The organism is Roseovarius sp. JB2-10, assembly GCF_055693585.1.
In genome coordinates this window covers 2,354,834-2,372,091 of the sequence record NZ_CM146337.1, presented here as the reverse complement: position 1 = coordinate 2,372,091, position 17,258 = coordinate 2,354,834, and the positions used below count along the sequence as shown (strand labels likewise).

Genomic DNA, 17,258 nt, shown 5'->3' with positions numbered 1-17,258 from the left:
TTGACGATGGTACATATGTGCGATTAGCCTGTCGAGGAAAATTTCGACTCAGGCCTCAGGAAAATGAACATGTCCGAAAAATCATTCCCGACCCACGCCCGCGTGGTCATTGTAGGCGGCGGCGTCATGGGCGTTGGGCTGGCCTACCATCTCGCGCATGAGGGCTGGGGGCCGGAGGTGGTTCTTCTGGAAAAAGCCGAGCTGACCAGCGGATCAACCTGGCACGCGGCGGGCCAGATCACCCATTCCACAAGCTCGTTCGGCTTGGGCAAATGCGTTGATTACAACATCGGGCTTTATTCAGGCGGGCTGGAGGCTGAGACCGGTCAGGCCGTGACATGGCATGGCTGCGGGTCGTTCCGGCTGGCCTATGACGAAGACGAGATGGACTGGTTGCGCCATACGCTCAGTGTGGGCCGCTCACTTGGTTTCAACATTGATCTTGTCGGCCCGGATGCGATTGCCAAACTGCACCCATTTTACAATCTGGATGGCGTGATTGGCGCGCTGCACACGCCCGATGATGGCCATGTGGACCCAACAAACGTCACCATGGCCATGGCGGCCGGTGCCCGCCAATTGGGCGCGCGGATTATCCGCCGCTGCCGCGCAACCAACATCACTCAGGCAGACACGGGCGAATGGGTTGTCGAAACCGAACAGGGCAGCATCACCTGCGAACATGTGGTCAACGCGGGCGGAACGTACGCGCGTCAGATGGGCGAATGGTCCGGGCTGCAACTGCCGATGACATCTATGACGCACCACTATTTCGTTACGGAAAATGTGCCTGAATTCAAAGACCTGGAAGCCGAACTTCCTGTCATTCGTGATGACAAATTGGTTTCGGGCTATATCCGGATGGAGCAGAAACGCGGTTTGATCGGCATCTACGAAAAGGAAAACCCCAACACGGTGTGGGAGGACCACTGCCCCTGGGAAGCCGAGAATGAACTTTTCGATGCCGATTATGATCGCGTCATGCCCTGGCTGGAGAATGCATTGGACCGGATGCCGATCTTCTCCGAACTGGGCATCACCCGCGAAGTGCATGGCGCGATCAGCCATCCGCCTGACGGCAACCCGCTGATTGGTCCCGCACCCGGCGTGCGCAACTACTGGTGCTGTTGCGGCACGCAGATTGGCATCGGGTGGGGCCCCGGCCTGAGCCGTGAGCTGGCCCGCTGGATGGTGCATGGCGCGGCCGATATCTCAATGCGCGAATACGACCCGCGCCGCTTTGGTGACTACGCGAACAAAGACTGGCAAGTCATTAAGGCCAAAGAAGATTATTGCCTGCGCCACGAAATTCCCTTCCCGCATTTCAACCGCCTCGCGGGACGACCCATCAAGACTTCTGGAATCTACGAAACGCTCAAGAACAAAGGCGCCGTGCATGAGGAAGTCTTTGGCTGGGAACGGCCCCGCTGGTTTGCCCGGGGCGACGTCGAACAGCGCGACTATTACGGATTTGGCCGCACGCCGGTGCATGACATCGTGGCCGAAGAATGCCGTGCCGTGCGCGAGGCGGCGGGTGTCATGGACATCTCTTCTTTTGCCAAGGTCGAGATCGCAGGCGCGGATGCCACAACATTTCTGGACGGCATGGTGGCCAACCGCCTGCCCTCCAAGGATGGGCGCATTATTCTGACGCATCTGCTCAATCACCGCGGCCGGATCGAGGCCGAGGTGACCATCGTCCGATTGGCTGAAAACTGGTTTTATCTGACCTGTGCTGCGTTCTTTGAACAGCGCGTTATGGATTGGCTTGCGCGCCATATCCCCGCCGGCGCGGACGTTACTCTGCACAATCAATCCGCTGAATACGGTGCACTTGCACTGCAAGGCCCCTGCGCCCGTGACATCCTTGCGCAACTGACCGACGCGGACCTGTCAAACGCCGCATTCCCATGGCTGTCGTCGCAAGACATCACCGTGGCGGGCCAGCCGGTGCAAGCGATGCGCATGTCCTATGCCGGTGAACTGGGTTGGGAATTTCATACGCCCATGGCCCATCTGGCCCCTGTTTATGACGCGATCACCAGCGCAGGCGAACCTCTGGGCCTGCGCGATACCGGGTCCTTCGCGATGAACGCCATGCGGATGGAAAAGATGTTCAAAGGCGCAGGCGAATTGACCAACGAAGTGACCCTGCCCGAAGCGGATGTGATGCGGTTTGCCAAGCTCGATAAGTCGTACATCGGCGTGGATCAGACCCGCGAGAGCGCAGAAATGGCAAGTAACGGCACGATGCCCTGGGTCTGCGCCTATCTCGAAATCGAACCCAACGGCGCGCATGACGGCCATGGCGGAGAGGCCGTGTTACTGGATGGCAAGGTCGTCGGTTCGACAGCTTCTGTCGCCTATGGGCACACGGTCGGCAAAATTCTGGCCTTTGCTTATATCAAGCCCCACGCCAACGTTGCGGGCACCGATATCGAGGTTGTCATCGCGGGTGAGCCGCGCCAAGGCCGCATTCTGGATGCGCCGGTCTATGATCCTGACAGCCTGAAACCAAGGACAGATGCATGACCGATATTCCCAAGACAATGAAAGCGATGGTCCTGATGGGTCACGGCGATCTGGATGCCTATGAATGGCACGAGGATTGGCCGGTGCCCGATGTCGGCCCCGACGACGTGCTGATCAAGGTGGGTGCCTGCGGTCTGAACAATACGGACGTGAACACGCGCTCGGGCTGGTACTCCAAGGCCGTGGATGATGCCACCACTGGGGGCGCTTTTGAGACAGTGAACGAAGACGACCCAACATGGGGCGGGCGCCCGCTGACCTTTCCACGCATCCAAGGCGCGGATGTGGTGGGCCGCGTGGTGGCCGTGGGCGCCAATGGCGATGCGAGTATCATCGGCAAACGCGTAATGGTCGATGGCTGGCAGCGCGATTGGACTGACCCCGATAACATGGACAAAACCGGCTATTTCGGGTCCGAACGCGATGGTGGTTATGCCGAATACACGACAGCGGACTACCGTGATGTGGCGGTTGTCGAGTGTGACCTGAGCGATGCGGAACTCGCCACATTCCAATGCAGCTATGCGACAGCCGAAGGTATGCTGGTGCGCGCCAATGTCGGGGCGGCAGATACGGTTCTGGTGACAGGGGCATCAGGCGGTGTGGGTGGCGCGCTTATCCAACTGGCCAAGCGTCGCGGCGCGCGTGTCATCGCACTGGCCAGCGAGAGCAAACATGCGGACGTGGCCCTCTCCGGCCCTGATCTCATCCTGCCCCGCGCGCCAGAGAACCTGCGCGCCGCTCTGGGAGACGAAAAGATAACTGTTGTTGCCGATATCGTCGGCGGTGACGCTTGGCCTGGCCTGATCGACATATTGGAACGTGGCGGCCGGTATGTTTGTTCCGGTGCCATCGCAGGGCCGATGGTCACGCTGGATTTGCGCACGTTTTACCTGAGGGACCTGACGTTTTGCGGCTCAACCATTCTGCCTCAGCACGTGTTCCACGACTTGATTGGCTATATCGAAAGAGGCGAGGTCAAACCCATGCTGGCGGCCACCTACAGCCTGAACCAACTGCGCGAAGCACAGGCGGCCTTCATCGCCAAAACGCACACTGGAAACATCGTAGTGACGCCATGATGGATGAACGGTGGACCACCTTGCTGAAAGAAGTGCGCGCGGCGCATGATCGCCTCCCCGATCTCAAGGCGTTTGTTGAAGTCCCCGAAACCCTGACCACGCAACATGTGACGCCCTATCATATCGCGGCGGCTGATCTGATGTGCAACGATCCCAATCTCTTTTCCGATGGGTTCGAAGGGTTCCGCGACGCGCTTGTTGCCGCGGGCCCGCTGGCGCAATGGCGTGAGCCCTACAAAGACACCTCGATCGGGCAGGAATTCATGGAGAAGTTTGCCTGTTACGAAATCATTGGCCAGGACGCGCCGTATGGCACGGACCAGATGCGCGGATTTGTCGTCTATCAGCCACCCGGCCTGCACTATCCCTGGCATCACCACCCGGCAGAAGAAATGTATGTCGTGCTTGCGGGCGAGGCCGAATTTGCCATCGAAGGCGAGGGATCGAAAACCCTGCGGGCGGGGGCCACGATCTATCACCGCTCCAACGTGCCACATGCGCTGACAACCCATGACCACCCGGTGCTGGCCTATGTGCTCTGGCGCAATCACTTCAACGTCAAGCCCGTGCTGACCTATCCCGAGGATTTGTAGTGAAGATCGCCCGTATCGACATTTATCAGGTTGATCTGCCCGTTAAAGGCGGGGTGTATCGGCTGTCGGGCGGGCGGGAATACACTTCTTACGATGCCACAATCGTGCGGGTGACCACAGCGTGCGGGCGCGTCGGCTGGGGTGAAAGCACGCCCTTTGGCGCAACCTACGTGGCGGCCCATGCGGGCGGCACACGTGCGGCACTTGACCTCTTGGCCCCTGCCCTTATCGGCATGGACCCGCGCCAGCTTGACCGTATCTGGGACCGGATGCGGGACACTTTGCGCGGCCACCGCGATGGACGCACGGCGCTGGACGTGGCCTGCTGGGACATCGCAGCGCAATCCGCCGGGGTACCGCTTTGTGACATGTTGGGCGGGCGTATCCCCGAACCGGTGCCAGTGATCTCTTCCATCGGCGGCGACACACCCGAGGCGATGCGCGCCAAGGTCGCTGCGCATCGCGCTGAAGGCTTCCTAGGGCATTCCATCAAGATCGGCGCGACAGAAGTTGAGGGCGGCCCCGCACTGGATGCCGAGCGCATCCGCGCCTGTCTGGCAGATCGTCGGCCGGGTGAATGGTTTCTGGCCGATGCCAATAATGGCCTCACCTCGGAACAAGCGCTCAGGATGCTGGCGCTTCTGCCCGAGGGGCTTGATTTCGTGCTGGAGGCACCCTGTGACACGTGGCGCGAAACCCAATCACTGCGCGCGCGGTGCGCCGTGCCAATCCTGCTGGATGAGTTGATCCAATCTGAAGGCGATCTGATCCAGGCCATCGCCAATGACACTTGCGATGGGGTGGGCCTCAAGGTCTCGAAACAGGGCGGTGTCACGCCGATGATCCGACAGCGCGGTATCGCGGCGGCGGCTGGCATGGTCATGTCCATTCAGGACACCGTTGGCAGCGAAATCGCCTGCGCCACCGTTTTCCACATCGCCCAATCCACACCGCGCCACCTGCTGCGCTGTGCGCTCGATACGCGCGCGATGGTGGATATCAACGTGGCAACATTGGACGCGCCGGTTGTGAATGGCGGCGTCACCGCGCCTTACATCCCCGGCCTGGGCGTTGTGCCTGATATGGACAAACTTGGCGATCCGGTTTCGCGTTACGGAGGTAACGGATGAAAATCACCCGCATCCGCATCTATAAGACCGACCTTCCTTATGTCGATGGCAGCTATGTCTGGGGCGCAGGCAATGCGATTTCGGTGGCCAAGGCATCGGTTGTGGTGATCGACACGGATGCAGGCCTGCAGGGCTGCGGGGAATTCACGCCCTGCGGTGAAAATTACATGGTGGCTCATTCCGAAGGGGTCGAGGCGCTCGCGCGTCTGGTCGCCCCACATCTGATCGGTGAAGACCCGCGTCAGGTCGCGCGGATAGAACGATTGATGGATCATCTGGTGCAGGGCCACGGCTATGCCAAGGCGCCGTTTGACGCGGCCTGTTGGGATTTGCTGGGCAAGGCCACCGGTCAACCGGTCTGGATGCTGATGGGCGGCAAGCTGACCGATGGCGCACCGATGTACCGCGTCGCACCGCAACGCGCGCTGGATGAAACCATTGCGGAACTGGACCGGCACCGGGCCAATGGCTATCGGCAGTTTCAGATCAAGGTGGGCGGCGACTGGTCTACGGATATTGACCGCATCCGCGCTACTGTGCCCCTGCTCAAACCGGGCGAAAAGGCCATGGCCGATGCCAATCAGGGCTGGCGCGTCGATGATGCCATCCGCGTGGCCCGCGCCACGTCTGATCTGGATTTCATCCTCGAACAGCCTTGCCGAACCTATGAGGAATGCCAGCAAGTGCGCCGCGTGGCCACCCAGCCCATGAAACTGGATGAATGTGTGACAGGCATCCACGCCGCGCAACGCATTGTGGCCGACCGGGGCGCAGAAATCTGCTGCCTCAAAATCTCGAACCTTGGCGGTCTCTCCAAGGCGCGGCGGGTGCGCGATTATCTGGTGGAAAATCGCATCCCCGTGGTCAGCGAAGACACCTGGGGCGGCGAGATCACAAGTGCGGCGGTGGCGCATTTTGCCGCCTCGACCTCGGCGGCATACCTCGTCAATTCGACCGACCTGATGAATTACAATACCCGCTCTACCGGGATTGGCGGACCGTTGGTCAAAGAGGGCAGGCTTTATGCCACTGACACGCCTGGGCTGGGCGTGACGCCCGATTTCGACAGCCTCGGCGCGCCTGTGGCTATGTATGGAGGCGTCTCATGACCCACTGCACCGCCACAGAATTGATCGACGACACCCGCACCCGCGTTACCCGGTTTGACTTTGAACCGGGTCAGGACACCGGATGGCACAGGCATGCTTATGATTACGTGATCACCGCCATCACCGACTGCCACATGCGCCTTGAACTGCCCGGCGGGGAGATCAACGAAGTGACCGTGCCTGCCGGAACCGCGTATCGCCGCGACGTGGGTGTCGAGCACAATGTCATCAACGCGGGCGATGCCCCGATGAGTTTTGTCGAGGTTGAGCTGAAATGAAAATCACCCGCCTCACCGTCTGGCAGGTTGATCTGCCCTTGTCCGAGCCTTACTGGCTCTCGGGCGGACGGCTGAAGTTTGAGCGGCTCGACAGCACCTTTCTCCGCATCGACACCGATGAGGGCCTCAACGGATGGGGCGAGGGGTGCCCCTGGGGCCACACCTACCTGCCCGCCCATGGCCCCGGTATCCGCGCTGGTTTGGAAACGCTTGCGCCCATTCTCATCGGCCTGGACCCGCGCAGCACGGATCATGTGAACCGGGTAATGGATGTGCAGTTGCCCGGGCATGAATATGCGAAATCCGCGGTCGACATTGCCTGTTGGGATATCCTCGGCCAATCCGCCAACATGCCGCTCTGGCAGATGCTGGGCGGCGATCAGGCCGCGCCCGTGGCGGTCAACTCCTCCATCTCTACCGGCACGCCTGAGGAAATGATCGCGCTGATCAACCGCGCCGCCCAAAAGGGCTACACCGTGCATTCCGCCAAGGTGGGCGGGACGGATATTGCCGCTGACATCGCGCGGATCGAGGCGATATCCGCTGCCCTGCCCGCCGGGCATCGCGTCACCTTCGACGTCAATCGCGCGTGGCAGCCATCCACCGCGATCGAGGTCTTGAATTCGGTCAGCGCGCGGGACTGGGTCGAACAGCCCTGCGAGACACTGGATCAATGCGCCCATGTGGCCGCGCGGGTGCAAAATCCGATCCTGCTGGATGAATGCATGACCACGATGAATGACCACCTTGAAGCTTGGAAGCGGCGCGCCTGCGAAGGGGTCAAGGTCAAACCCAACCGCGTGGGCGGGTTGACCAAAGCGCAGCAGATCCGTGATTTCGGCCTCTCTGTCGGCTGGCAGATGCATATCGAGGATGTGGGCGGCTCGGCCCTCGCCGATACCGCGGCCATTCACCTGGCTGCATCCACGCCCGAGGCAAATCGCCTGGCCTCCTGGCTATGTCACTATCACCTGTCAATCGATCCGGTTCCGGGTCAGGGCGCGCGCAATCAAAGTGGCTTTGCCACCCCGCCATCCGCGCCAGGTCTGGGCGTTGTGCCAAACCCCGAGGCATTGGGCGAACCCATCGCAATCTACGAGTAAGCCCATGAAGATAAACCGCATATCCCTCTGGCATGTACCCTTGACCGCCCATGAAACCTACCACATGGCAGATGGGAAAACCTGCGACACAACCACATCCGTTGTTGTGCGGCTCGATACGGATACGGGCCTGAGCGGTTGGGGGAGGTCTGTCCGATCCCCCATTACCTGCCCGCCTATGCAAGCGGCGTCGCCCCGGCACTTGAGGAAATGGCAAGCGTTCTTCTGGGCGGCGATCCCATTGGGCCAGAGGCCATGATGCACCGCCTCAACCACCAGCTCAAAGGACACGGATACGCAAAATCCGCAGTGGATACTGCCCTTTGGGACCTGACGGGCAAGGCGGCCAATCTGCCAGTTTATGTGCTGCTCGGGGGTCGAGCCGTGCAAGACATGCCGCTTTATCATTCCATCACCTGCGTCGACCCGGATGAGATGGCCCGCATGGCCATAGAGGCACAATCGCATGGCATGACGCAGTTTCAGGTCAAGCTGGGCCGGGATGCGGATTGGCAGGCGGACGTGGCGCGTCTGAAAAAGGTTCGTGAGGCCGTGGGCCCCGGCCCGCTGGTCTATGGTGATTGGAACTGCGGCGCGGATCGGCTGACCGCCACCCGTGTGGGTCGGGCGGTGGCGCATCTGGATGTCATGCTGGAACAGCCCTGCGCCACGATTGATGAATGTGCCGCCGTGCGCGCAGCGACCGGCCTGCCCATGAAGCTCGACGAAAACGCGTATGATATCGAGAGCCTGCTGGAGGGCCATGCAAAGGGATGCATGGACGCTGTTGCGCTGAAACTCAGCAAGTTTTCGGGGTTGAGTGCGATGCGCGCCGCGCGGGATATGTGCCTGACGCTAGGTACGCAAATGTGTGTTGAAGACACCTGGGGCGGCGATATCACCACCGCGGCTGTGCTGCATCTGGCGGCGTCAACACCGGCGCGTGGACTTATGAATACCTGCGACCTGAGCCATTATGTCGGGCCCCGTTTGGCCCCTGATTGCCCCACCCGCCACCAGGGTCGCATCGCCCCGCCTGAGGGCCCCGGCCTGGGCATCACCCCGGATCCAGACATCCTTGGCCAGCCTGATCTGGTCCTCGACTAGGAGAACACCATGCAGAAAATCAACACGCAGGCCGAATGGGCCGACCGCGCCCGCGCTGTGCTGCCTGCTGGCGGCTTTGGCAATTTCGACCCGTCTGTCTTTATCCGCGAGGGCAAGGGCAGTCGTGTCTGGGATGAGGATGGTACCGAATATATCGACTATCTGATTGGGTCCGGTCCGATGCTTCTGGGTCATGGCAATGCCGAAGTCGAAGAGGCAATATTCGAACAGCTGCCGCGCGGCATGACGTTCTTTGCCAACAACGTCGCAGGGGTCGAACTGGCCGAGGAAATCTGCCGCGCAGTGCCCTGCGCCGATCAGCTGCGCTATGTCACCTCGGGCGGTGAGGCCGACATGTACGCGATCCGCGCCGCCCGCGCCTTTACCGGACGCGACAAGGTGGTGAAATTCGAAGGCGGCTATCATGGCATGTCCGCCGAGGCACAGATGAGCCTTGCCCCCACGCAACTAGCCAACTTTCCGCAAGCGGTTCCCGACAGCGCGGGCATCCCTGATAGCGTCACCGCAGAGATGCTGATCGCACCCTTCAATGATCCCGACTACATCCGGTCGCTTCTGACGGAATGGGGGGATCAGGTGGCTGCGATCATCGTTGAGCCGTTGCAGCGGATCATCCCCCTGCCCCGGGCTTTCTGCAGCTCTTGCGGGACGAGGCGGACAAATACGGGATCGTCCTGATCTTTGACGAAGTGGTCACAGGCTTCCGGTTTGCCTATGGCGGGGCGCAGGAGCACTACGGGGTGACACCCGATCTTTGTACATTGGGCAAAGTGATTGGCGGCGGATTTCCCCTCGCGGCACTTGCCGGGCGGGCCGATATCATGGCGCATTTCGACAAGGCCGTTGTTGGGGCCGATCGCTGGTTGATGCAACTTGGGACGCTCTCGGGCAATCCAGTGGCTGCGATCGCCGGTTTGAAGACGCTCGAAATCCTGCGCCGCGACGGCCAATATGAGCGGCTGCGCAGCTTAGGATTGCAGATCATGGAGATGGCACGCACCGCGTTGAATGAGGCCGGCATTGCCCATTCCATCGTTGGGGATGCTACGTTGTTCGAGGTCGTATTCGCGGAACGTGAACCGCAAAACTACCGGGATGTCTTGCATGGTGATGCGGCGCGCACCGCAACTTTCAACGCGGTTTTACGCCAAGAGGGCCTCTTCAAATCGCCCGGAAAAACCTATCCATGCCTCGCCTTGACCGATGATGATTTGACCCAAACCCGTACCGCATATCAACGCGCTGCAGATGCGCTGAAAGCCTGAATTCAACGTCAGGTCGAACATCTCTGGCTTTGCGCTCCGGAGCGTCATTCAGAGCAAGTCTATGCTAATTTGCGGGCGTCGCCACTATATGTGGGATAAAAACCACAGTGGAAATTTGCACCAAAAATGAAAACCGGCACACAGTAGCTTGTTTGCGACACCACTGTTTCGTGATGAAAAGAGTCGAGTTAGGGGTATTGTTGGTGTAACATCGGTTTCATTGGTGGACCAAAAGTAAACCAAAATAAAATAAACGCCGGAAAACAGGGCACGGAGGTACGAACTAAGATGGAAGAACAAGTCGCGGAACTTGTGGCGAAGGTCGCCGCAATGGAAGCCAAGGGGAACATGACGAATACGATGTTCGCGGAGATGTACTATTACATCACAATTCCGCTGATGATCATCATTCACGCAGGTTTCTTGGCATATGAGATGGGCGCCTCACGCGCGAAAAATGCGTTGTCGTCAGGGGTGAAAAACATCCTGGCTTTCGCTTTTGTGATCCCCGCATTCTACTTTTTTGGATGGTGGGTTTATTGGGCTTTCCCAACAGGGTTTTCGCTGTCGGCGGGTCCCAACGGGATTTCAGGCGCTGAATATGCAAACAGCTTTGCGCTGGCATGGGGCGATGCCGCCGCCACGATGGGCCCCAATCTGGACGACCAGATTGACGGCGTGTTCTGGGGGGCCTTCACGCTCTTTGCAGCAACCACGGCTTCGATCATGTCGGGTGCTGTGATTGAACGCATTCAGACAGTTGGCTTCGTTATCTTGGCCATCGTTCTGGGCGGGTTCAGCTGGACATTGGCCGCCGCTTGGGGATGGCACGCAGATGGCTGGCTGGTGCAAAACTGGGGTGTGCATGACTTTGGCGCCGCCGGTCTTGTTCACGCAGTTGCCGCGTTCTTTGCGCTTGGTGTTCTGATCAACCTCGGTCCACGTATCGGCAAGTTCAACGCCGATGGGACGGCCAATCATCTGCCAGGCCACAACATGCCCTTCACGGCGACAGGTCTGATGCTGATCGTTGTCGGCTTCTGGGGCTTCCTGATGGCCTGTCTGGTTGTTGGTGGCGAAGCATGGTCCTGGGGTGCAAACTACTCGACGATCTATGGCACGCCTACCAACCTGGGTGCTCTGACCTTCAATATCCTGATGGGCATCGCGGGCGGCATCATCGGCGCATGGCTCTTTACGAAGGATCCATTCTGGATGATGTCCGGCGCTCTTGCCGGCCTGATCTCGGTTGCGTCGGGGCTTGATATCTACTGGCCATCGCTAACGCTGATCATCGCGTTCTCTGCCGGGTTCATGCTTAAACCCGCCGCAACCATCCTCGAGAATATGGGGATCGACGATGCTGTTGGCGCGGTCACCGTGCACGGTACGATGGGTATCTACGGTATGCTGATGCTGGGTATCTTTGCCAGCGGCTATCCTGCCCTTCTGGGTGAAGGTGCGCCAACGGTGAGCTTCATGGGTCAGCTTGTCGGTGCTGTGGTGTTCATCGCCATTGGCTTGATCACGGGCTTTGTCAGCTCGCTTGTTCTGAAAATGCTGGGAATGCTACGTGTTCCGGCCGCTGCAGAAGAAGCCGGTCTTGATACGGTCAAAGTGCCTGCACAGGCATACCCCGAAGGTATTGCGGCCTCAGCGCCTGCATCCGACTAAAGAGGAGAGACTGAAATGGGATATCCTTTCGACACCCCCACGTGGGACGCCGCAAGTGGCGCAATCTTCATGGGCGTGGGCGGATCCGCACCAGGGATCATCACCCTGATCGCGATCATCATCTGCCTTGTCGCTTTGCTAATGGGAAACAGCAGCGAAGCTGGAAAATACAAAAAACACAAGTAAGCCTTGTGATTTGACGGAAACGGCCCCTGCTTTGCGGGGGCCGTTTTCTTTTTGGGATGTGGCCTCGCGCCCAGATGCAGTCAGACCGTATCTGCCCGCCGCCATTTTCCGGAAAACAGAACTGCTACGATCACGCAGCACACAAGCGGCAGCGCCATCAGGTTCAGCGCGGTCCACCCCAACCCCGTGACAACCGCGCCCGAAGCAAAGGCGCAAATGGTCGATGCCAGAGCGATGATCGTGTCATTGACGCCCTGCACGCCGGATCGCTCATCAGCACTTAACGCGCCGTTCAGCATGGTGGTGGCACCGATGAACCCAAAGTTCCATCCCACCCCCAACAGAACAAGTGCCATATAGAAATGAAACGGTGTCATCCCGCTCGCGGCCACACCAGAGGACGCGACCAAGAGCCCCAGACCGCCAATCGCAATCAACCGCACACCAAGCCGTTTGATCAGAAAGCCGGTGACAAAACTGGGGGCAAACATGGCCACCACATGCCAGCGGATCACGTCACCGGCCAGCGTTTCGCTCAGACCACACCCGATCATTGCCAGCGGTGTCGGCGCCATCAGCAGCACCATGATCCCTTGGGCGGCTGAGGCGATGACAATGGCCTGCAAGACAGGCCCCCGCCGCAGGACACGGCGCGTGGTCGGCCAGTCAAACGGTTCAGGGCGCGATGTAGCCGTGCCCTCTGTCATACGCAGCAAGAGCAGCGGCATCAGGCCAACGGCACTCACCACGCTGATCGCGGCATAGGCACCGGCCAAGGGGACCGGCGCAAAGTAATCCTTGGCCAGAATGAAAATCTGCGGCCCCACTAATGCGGCCACCAGACCAGAGGTCAACATCAGCGATATGGCGACAGGCTGCCACGACGTCTGAACCACCTCTGCGGCCGCAAAGCGGAAATACTGGTAACAGGCCATCGCAGCTCCAAAGAAGACATGCGCCAGACACAGCATCAGGAAGCTGCCTTGAAACAGCGCGACGGTCCCAATGACACCGCCCAAAATGGCGACGGCACCACCCAATAGAAACCCGGCCTTGCGCCCGTAGCGCCCCATGAAAACCGAGAATGGGCCTGCCGCGCCCAAACCCGCCAGCATCTGAACTGATGGCGGAAAGGTCGCCAAAGCCGTCTTGGGCGCCAGCATCAATCCGGCAAGCCCGCCCAGAATGATAAGCATCGGCATGGCGACACCCAAAATGGTGTTTGACGCCATCAGGCTCCCGAAGTCGCGCGCGCCGCTGGCCCTGAATGCCATGGTGTTTCCCTTCGTACTCGTTCTTGACCTTTTGCTTTTTAGCTGCCAGACAAATTGTCTGAAATGTCATTTACCTATCAAATTCGGACAAACGCACATGGCGCGCCACATTGACGTTCTGATTTTTGAAAACGTGAACCTGCTGGACGTGGCGGGCCCGGTTCAGGCATTCGAAACCGCATCCCTTGGGGGGAAGCCTGCTTATTCCCACCGCTACGTCAGCCTGGAGGATGAGCCGGTCCGCGCCTCCAACGGGATGACACTTTGTGCGGATGCCACATTGGATGACCATTCTATTGATGCTGATCTTCTGATCCCGGGTGGCGTCGGCGTGGACGCCCTTTTGCACCATAAGCCGCTTCTGTCCGCGGTGGCCGACAAAGCCTCAGGCTCGCACGCACCACACGATGCGCGTCTGATATCGATATGCTCAGGCGCTTTGGTTCTGGCCGCGGCTGGCGTGCTGGATGGCCAAACAGCCACGACCCATTGGTCGCGGGAAGAAGATGCGCGCGCTTATACGGATGTCATCTGGGATCTGGATCGGATCAGCGCATCACACGGCAATATTTTCACCTCGGCCGGTGTCACCACGGGCATCGATCTGGCCCTCGCCATCATCCGCGCAGATTGCGGAAACACAGTTGCGTTGGAGGTTGCCCGCGAGTTGGTGGTGCAATTGCGGCGCACCGGCGGGCAAAGCCAGTATGCCATGCATCTGGCCGGGCAATTCACCCGTGATGATCATCTGAGCCGGTTGATCGAAGCTGTGGTCGCGCGCCCGGACCGGAACTGGACGCTCGAGACATTGGCACAGGAAGCAGGCATGAACAGCCGGACCCTGTCGCGCCATTTCAACCGACATCTCAACATGCCACCGGCGCAGTTTGTCGAACGCATCCGTGTAGATCATGCGCGCGGGCTACTGAACAACCGCCTGCCCCTGAAATCTGTCGCAACCGCCAGCGGATTTGGGGATACGCAACGCATGCGCCGTGCGTTTCAACGGCATTTCGGCGTTGGTATCAGTGATTACGCCCGTATTTTTGGGTGTGACTAAAAGCGACTTAATCAGGCTGACTTGACTTTTTGATCGTTTTGACTGATATTTCTGTCATGACAGAAACTACTGATAACACTGATTCATCGGCCAAGAGCCAATTCATCCTCTACTGGGGGGACATGGGCAGCCAATGGGGCGTGAACCGTTCCGTGGCGCAAATCCATGCGCTGTTGTTCCTGAGTGTCAGCCCGATGAATGCCGAACAGATTTCGGATGAGCTGGGCATTGCACGGTCAAACGTGTCGAACTCGCTCAAGGAATTGGTGGGGTGGAAACTCATTCGCCGTGTGCCCCTGCCCGGCGATCGCCGTGAACATTTCGTCGCCGAGGTGGATGTCTGGGAAATGGCGATGTTGATTGCCCAGGGCCGCAAGGAGCGCGAGATTGATCCCGCGATGGCCGCGATTGATATGTGCCTGAACCAGGCCGCGGACGAGCCGAACCTGAACCCCGTCGTGTTGAGCCGGATGCAGGAGATGCAGGCGTTTCTGAAGACAGCTGACCATTGGTCCAGCCAGATGTTGTCCGTACCCAAAGGCAAGCTGAATGCCCTGATGAAGATGGGCGATAAGGTGTTTTCCCTCCTCAAATTCACCGGCAAAAAGTCGGAATAATCAACAATACTTTTTATTTGCCCCTTAATTTCTCTCTATACAGAAATAAGTGACCTTACAGAACGAGTTGATATGATGCATATACGCACCCCACCCCACCCAAAACAGAAAATGGCCGATGGCCGGTTCAGCGCGCTTGTCGGTTCTGCCGCCTGGTCCAGCCTGCCCCAGGCGATCCGCAACCGCTTTGGCAAACGCGTCAGCGGCGGTGCGAGTGTGACCTATCAGGGCAAGGTGACCGTGATGGAGATGAACCTTGCCGGCAAATTCCTGGCCAATCTGGCACGTTTGGTCGGCGCGCCCCTGCCCTATGACATGACCGCCGTGGGACAACCCGCCGTGGTGACCGTGACCGAGGATATCGCCAGCGACGGCCAGTTCTGGATCCGGCAATACGGCCGTGCATCCGGGTTCCCGCAAGTGGTGCACAGCTCCAAACGCTTCGCCGGTCCCACCGGGCTCGAGGAATACGTGGGTTATGGCATCGGCATGGCCCTCAAGATCGAAACCGGCCCGGACGCGCTCTTCTTCAAAAGCGATCACTATTTTCTGCAAATCCTCGGCCGGCGCCTGCGCCTGCCCCGCCTGCTCAGCCCAGGTGCGCTGGTGATCGGCCACCATGATCTGGGCCACGGCCAGTTCATCTTTTCTCTCGATCTCAAGCACAGCCTGTTCGGTCAATTGATCCGTCAGGACGCGCTTTTCAACGACGCCAAGGAGTAATCACTATGGACAATCCCATTCTCTGGAGCCTCATAACCGTTCAGGTTTTCATGGGCGCTTTCGACACGCTGGTGCATCATGAAGGCACCGAACGGCTGGCCTGGCGCCCGTCGCAAAAACAGGAATTGCGCCTGCATGGCGTGCGCAATTTCTTTTACATCGTGATCTTTCTGTGCTTCGCCTGGTTTGAACCTCACGGCATCTATACCGTTGTTTTAGCGGGTATTCTGGCCGTCGAAGTGCTGATCACCCTGTGGGATTTCGTTGAAGAAGACCTGACCCGCAAACTGCCCGGCAGCGAGCGGATCAACCACACGCTTTTGGCGCTGAACTATGGCGCGATCCTTGCGCTGGCCGCGCCTTACCTTTGGGAATGGGCCTTCTTGCCTTCCGCGCTGATCCCGGTCAGCTACGGCTGGTGGAGCGTGATGGCCACACTGTCGGCCCTTGGTGTCGGCATCTTCAGCGCGCGTGACCTTCTGGCCGCCGCGCGCAGTGACCGGCTGGACCGGGGCGATCCCGCGACCCTCGTGGCCGGGCTGAAACCGCGTCAGCACGTGTTGATCACCGGCGGCACCGGCTTCATCGGCGCGCGGCTTGTCGAGGCGCTTGTCGCCGCCGGGCATCATGTCACCGTCCTGACCCGTGATGCGCGCAACTCGGACGTGCTTGCCCATCCGGTTCGCGTGATCACCAGCCTTGATCAGATCCATGATCAGGACAGGTTTGACGCCATTATCAACCTCGCCGGTGCATCCATCGCCGGGGGCTTTGGACCGCAAAGCGGCACAAGCTGTTGATCGCCTCACGGGTTGATATGACCAAGGCGATTGTTGCGCTGGTTGCACGCCTTGCGCACAAACCGGACTGCCTGATTAGCGGCTCTGCGGTTGGTTGGTACGGGTTGCAAGGTGATGCGAAATTGTCGGAGGATAGCGCGCCAGCTGCCGCCTTCACCCGCGACATCTGCACCGCATGGGAAGAGGCCGCCGCTGGTGTGTCCAAGCACGGCGTGCGATTGGTCCTGCTGCGCACCGGGCTGGTTCTGGGCGTGGATGGCGGGATGCTGGCCAAACTGCTAACCCCATTTGAATTCGGCGGCGGCGGCATCATGGGCAACGGACAGCAATGGATGCCATGGATCGAACATGATGACATGATCCGCGTGATCGCCTTTGCCATGGCCAATGACGCAATCACCGGCCCGATCAACGCAACCGCGCCCCACCCGGTACGCAATGAACGGTTTTCGCGTGATCTGGCACGCGCGTTGCACCGGCCGTTGTTACTGCGGTTCCCGTCCCGCGTATTGAGCGGCCTCTTGGGTGATCTGGCGCGGGAAACCATGCTTGGGGGTCAACGCGTGGTGCCGGCCGCCCTGTTGCGGCATGGATTTACCTTCCGCCATGTCGAACTGGCACCGATGTTGCGTCAGATCACCGGTGCAAAGGAGAAGCCGGTGCAGCCCGCGCAGGATCTCGCAAAGGCGCTGCAGTGAGACCGT

At 59.6% G+C, this 17,258-nt stretch carries 18 protein-coding genes; 17 read left to right on the top strand and 1 reads right to left on the bottom strand.

Features of this window, described 5'->3' with window-relative positions:
* Nucleotides 1–69 precede the first annotated feature (69 nt).
* From ACZ1HJ_RS11915 to ACZ1HJ_RS11860, 12 genes are all read left to right on the top strand, one after another.
* The gene (locus ACZ1HJ_RS11915) at nucleotides 70–2,532 is read left to right on the top strand and encodes an FAD-dependent oxidoreductase (protein WP_472718881.1); all 2,463 of its coding nucleotides are present in this window, start codon (nucleotides 70–72) and stop codon (nucleotides 2,530–2,532) included.
* The gene (locus tag ACZ1HJ_RS11910; protein WP_472718880.1) at nucleotides 2,529–3,614 is read left to right on the top strand and encodes an alcohol dehydrogenase catalytic domain-containing protein; all 1,086 of its coding nucleotides are present in this window, start codon (nucleotides 2,529–2,531) and stop codon (nucleotides 3,612–3,614) included. Before ACZ1HJ_RS11915 ends, ACZ1HJ_RS11910 begins: the two co-directional genes overlap by 4 nt.
* Complete coding sequence (locus tag ACZ1HJ_RS11905; protein ID WP_472718879.1) at nucleotides 3,611–4,207, top strand: dimethylsulfonioproprionate lyase family protein; 597 nt, start codon at nucleotides 3,611–3,613, stop codon at nucleotides 4,205–4,207. Before ACZ1HJ_RS11910 ends, ACZ1HJ_RS11905 begins: the two co-directional genes overlap by 4 nt.
* The gene (locus tag ACZ1HJ_RS11900) at nucleotides 4,207–5,337 is read left to right on the top strand and encodes a mandelate racemase/muconate lactonizing enzyme family protein (RefSeq protein WP_472718878.1); all 1,131 of its coding nucleotides are present in this window, start codon (nucleotides 4,207–4,209) and stop codon (nucleotides 5,335–5,337) included. Before ACZ1HJ_RS11905 ends, ACZ1HJ_RS11900 begins: the two co-directional genes overlap by 1 nt.
* The gene (locus ACZ1HJ_RS11895; RefSeq protein ID WP_472718877.1) at nucleotides 5,334–6,446 is read left to right on the top strand and encodes a mandelate racemase/muconate lactonizing enzyme family protein; all 1,113 of its coding nucleotides are present in this window, start codon (nucleotides 5,334–5,336) and stop codon (nucleotides 6,444–6,446) included. Before ACZ1HJ_RS11900 ends, ACZ1HJ_RS11895 begins: the two co-directional genes overlap by 4 nt.
* On the top strand, nucleotides 6,443–6,724 hold the full coding sequence (locus ACZ1HJ_RS11890) for a cupin domain-containing protein (RefSeq protein ID WP_472718876.1): 282 nt from the start codon (nucleotides 6,443–6,445) through the stop codon (nucleotides 6,722–6,724). The genes ACZ1HJ_RS11895 and ACZ1HJ_RS11890 overlap by 4 nt, the downstream gene beginning before the upstream one ends.
* Entirely contained in the window at nucleotides 6,721–7,827 is a 1,107-nt protein-coding gene (locus tag ACZ1HJ_RS11885) for a mandelate racemase/muconate lactonizing enzyme family protein (protein WP_472718875.1), read from the top strand. The genes ACZ1HJ_RS11890 and ACZ1HJ_RS11885 overlap by 4 nt, the downstream gene beginning before the upstream one ends.
* A 138-nt stretch (nucleotides 7,828–7,965) precedes the next feature.
* Complete coding sequence (locus tag ACZ1HJ_RS11880) at nucleotides 7,966–8,934, top strand: mandelate racemase/muconate lactonizing enzyme family protein (RefSeq protein ID WP_472718874.1); 969 nt, start codon at nucleotides 7,966–7,968, stop codon at nucleotides 8,932–8,934.
* Nucleotides 8,935–8,943: 9 nt separating this feature from the next.
* The gene (locus ACZ1HJ_RS11875) at nucleotides 8,944–9,633 is read left to right on the top strand and encodes an aminotransferase class III-fold pyridoxal phosphate-dependent enzyme (RefSeq protein ID WP_472718873.1); all 690 of its coding nucleotides are present in this window, start codon (nucleotides 8,944–8,946) and stop codon (nucleotides 9,631–9,633) included.
* Nucleotides 9,597–10,220 (top strand): aminotransferase class III-fold pyridoxal phosphate-dependent enzyme, encoded by a 624-nt coding sequence (locus ACZ1HJ_RS11870; RefSeq protein ID WP_472718872.1) that lies wholly within the window; start codon nucleotides 9,597–9,599, stop codon nucleotides 10,218–10,220. The genes ACZ1HJ_RS11875 and ACZ1HJ_RS11870 overlap by 37 nt, the downstream gene beginning before the upstream one ends.
* Nucleotides 10,221–10,508: 288 nt before the next feature.
* Nucleotides 10,509–11,894, top strand: coding sequence for an ammonium transporter (locus ACZ1HJ_RS11865; protein WP_472718871.1), 1,386 nt, complete (start codon nucleotides 10,509–10,511; stop codon nucleotides 11,892–11,894).
* Nucleotides 11,895–11,909: 15 nt separating this feature from the next.
* Nucleotides 11,910–12,080: a hypothetical protein gene (locus ACZ1HJ_RS11860; protein ID WP_472718870.1), complete on the top strand. Its 171-nt coding sequence runs from the start codon at nucleotides 11,910–11,912 to the stop codon at nucleotides 12,078–12,080.
* An 80-nt stretch (nucleotides 12,081–12,160) separates the two neighbouring features.
* Here ACZ1HJ_RS11860 and ACZ1HJ_RS11855 read toward each other — a convergent pair whose 3' ends face one another.
* Nucleotides 12,161–13,354 carry an MFS transporter gene (locus ACZ1HJ_RS11855; RefSeq protein ID WP_472718869.1) on the bottom strand — a complete coding sequence of 398 codons (1,194 nt, stop codon included), beginning with the start codon at nucleotides 13,352–13,354 and terminating at the stop codon, nucleotides 12,161–12,163.
* A 97-nt stretch (nucleotides 13,355–13,451) separates the two neighbouring features.
* Between ACZ1HJ_RS11855 and ACZ1HJ_RS11850 the strand changes: the two genes are divergently transcribed.
* From ACZ1HJ_RS11850 to ACZ1HJ_RS11830, 5 genes are all read left to right on the top strand, one after another.
* Nucleotides 13,452–14,414, top strand: coding sequence for a GlxA family transcriptional regulator (locus ACZ1HJ_RS11850; RefSeq protein WP_472718868.1), 963 nt, complete (start codon nucleotides 13,452–13,454; stop codon nucleotides 14,412–14,414).
* Between the two features lie 56 nt (nucleotides 14,415–14,470).
* On the top strand, nucleotides 14,471–15,031 hold the full coding sequence (locus ACZ1HJ_RS11845; RefSeq protein ID WP_472718867.1) for a GbsR/MarR family transcriptional regulator: 561 nt from the start codon (nucleotides 14,471–14,473) through the stop codon (nucleotides 15,029–15,031).
* Nucleotides 15,032–15,103: 72 nt separating this feature from the next.
* Nucleotides 15,104–15,754: a DUF4166 domain-containing protein gene (locus ACZ1HJ_RS11840; protein WP_472718866.1), complete on the top strand. Its 651-nt coding sequence runs from the start codon at nucleotides 15,104–15,106 to the stop codon at nucleotides 15,752–15,754.
* Between the two features lie 5 nt (nucleotides 15,755–15,759).
* A complete protein-coding gene (locus ACZ1HJ_RS11835; RefSeq protein WP_472718865.1) occupies nucleotides 15,760–16,554 on the top strand; it encodes an NAD-dependent epimerase/dehydratase family protein in 795 nt (264 codons plus the stop codon).
* A 17-nt stretch (nucleotides 16,555–16,571) separates the two neighbouring features.
* Nucleotides 16,572–17,252 (top strand): TIGR01777 family oxidoreductase, encoded by a 681-nt coding sequence (locus tag ACZ1HJ_RS11830; RefSeq protein ID WP_472718864.1) that lies wholly within the window; start codon nucleotides 16,572–16,574, stop codon nucleotides 17,250–17,252.
* Nucleotides 17,253–17,258 lie beyond the last annotated feature (6 nt).